Consider the following 1,300-nt stretch of genomic DNA (forward strand, 5'->3'; position numbering starts at 1 on the left):
CTCGATCACCTGATTGGGATCCAGCACCACCACCTGTGGTGCCGTTACATTGCCAATTACCGCTCCGGCCACCCCCGCCCCCAGCACTTCTTCTGTGGCAATGGCATTGTCTCCGGTTACCAAGCCGAGAATGGCGCCCGCTGCCGCGCCGATGGCTGCATCCTGAATGATTTTGCCTGTGGTGGTGTAGCGGGGATCCTTGACATCGTGGATGATGTCTGATTGGGCAGCCAAGGGGAACAGTTGGTTGTTGACGATAATGCTTTCCGCCACAAAACGGGTGCCCCCTGGGGCCGGCTCAAAGCGGCCATCCACCCGCGAGCCAAAAGGCACCAGAATATCCCCCTGGGCGTTGCGAATCGGGTTGCGGACGATCAAAGACATGGGCCGGGTTTCGTTGGGGGCAATGAAGAGGCGCTCGTTGAAGGGGGTGGTGGTTTGCATCAAGGTGCCCGCCGCTAGGGTGGAAAGGCGCAGGTCAAAGCCTGGCTGGGAACCGGAGAGGGATCCCCCTGGGTTTTGCGCCACCAAGGATCCCCGGTTAAGCATGGCCTGGTGGGTGAAGGCTGCTACCTCGGCGCGAGTGGCGGGACGGTTGGGTTCCAAGAGCATCGGGTCTGGATAATTGACGATCAACCCGGCGCGGTTGGCCGCCGCAATTTGTGCCAGGGCCCAATTGGGGATGGCTGCCGCATCTCGGTAGCGGCTGAAGAGATCTCCGGGCTGAGCGGCTGGGATCGCTCCCGTGTTGCCAATGGCGTTGGTCAAAACCACCAGCGCTTCGGTGCGGGTAACGGGCTGTTCAGGACGGAAGGTGCCATCAGGAAAGCCTGCCACCAGGTTGTTGGCCGCTGCCGTCGAGATGGCACTGGCTGCCCAGTGGGTGGGGGGCACATCCCGGAAGCCGATGAAAGTACCGGAGGTATTGCGGAGGCGGAAAGCGGTATTGACAATGGTGGCAAACTGAGCGCGGGTCACCGGCTCATTGGGGCGGAAGGTGCCATCGGGGAAGCCGTTCAACACTCCTTGAGCGGAGAGGGTCTCAATGTAGGCTTGGGCCCAGTGACCAAAGGTGTCGCGGAAGGGAGCGGCCATGGCCACCTGGCAGTGGATGCCCAAGACAGCTCCCGATAGGAGTATGCCTGCTGCACGTGGAGTTAAAAGAGAGGGAAACATCGTTCGTTCACCGAGTTGTCGTAGCGCCCATTGCTGGGTCGATGGCTACTTTTATTCTGGCTATTTCCTCAGTGATGACAATGGCGGAAACCCTTGCTCTGAGGTAATTTGAGCGTTTCTAACC

At 60.1% G+C, this 1,300-nt stretch carries 1 protein-coding gene; it reads right to left on the reverse strand.

Features of this window, described 5'->3' with window-relative positions:
• Window positions 1–1,176, reverse strand: a 1,176-nt coding sequence (locus NW820_RS12415; protein ID WP_414407646.1) for an S-layer homology domain-containing protein, incomplete at its 3' end; no start/stop codon positions are given.
• Window positions 1,177–1,300: the final 124 nt, after the last annotated feature.

The sequence above is a fragment of the Synechococcus sp. R55.7 genome (assembly GCF_047461955.1).
Taxonomy (GTDB): domain Bacteria; phylum Cyanobacteriota; class Cyanobacteriia; order Thermostichales; family Thermostichaceae; genus Thermostichus.